Raw genomic sequence first — 622 nt, 5'->3', positions numbered from 1 at the left:
GGTACCGGGGATCCCCGGGGGGACGCCGTTCATGATCACCCTGCTCCTGGGCGCGGTGTTGGCCGGACTCCTCGCGATCGTCATCGGCTCGGTGTCGTTCCGGCTCACCGGGGTCTACTTCGCGATGATCACGCTCGGGTTCGCGCAGGTGATCTACGAGCTGATCCGGTCGTGGGGGTACGTCTCGACGAACCCGACCGAGGGCGCGACGGTGAGCGGCGACGCGCTCGCGATCGGCGTCCCGTACGTCGACGCGCTGAGCCTCGACGTGGGGCGGCTCACCGGCGAGAGCTTCGAGAACCTGCTCGGGCTCGGGATCGACCTCTCGGCGACGGTGGTCTCGTACTACGCGCTCGGGATCGTCGTGGTGGTCTGCTACTTCGCGATGCAGCGGATCGTCCACTCGCCGTTCGGGCGCGTGATGATCGCGATCCGGGAGAACGAGGAGCGAGCCCGCGCCGTCGGCTACCCGACTTACCGGTTCAAGTTAGCCGCGTTCGCAATCAGCGGCTTCTTCGGTGCGATCGCGGGCGGGATCTTCGCGGCCTACTCGCGGTCGGTCGCGCCCGACGGGACGTTCTACTTCCTCGTCACCGCCGACGCGCTGATCACGACGATCGTC

1 protein-coding gene is annotated in these 622 nt (G+C 67.8%); it reads left to right on the top strand.

Annotation, left to right across the window (positions count from 1 at the left end; genetic code table 11):
- A partial coding sequence (locus DVK07_RS20545) for a branched-chain amino acid ABC transporter permease (RefSeq protein WP_147441295.1) occupies positions 1-622 on the top strand: 622 nt, incomplete at both ends.

The sequence above is a fragment of the Halorubrum sp. Atlit-26R genome (genome assembly GCF_003666015.1).
Lineage (GTDB): Archaea > Halobacteriota > Halobacteria > Halobacteriales > Haloferacaceae > Halorubrum.
Note: the sequence above shows the minus strand (reverse complement) of the source record. Positions and strands in the feature narration are given on the sequence as shown.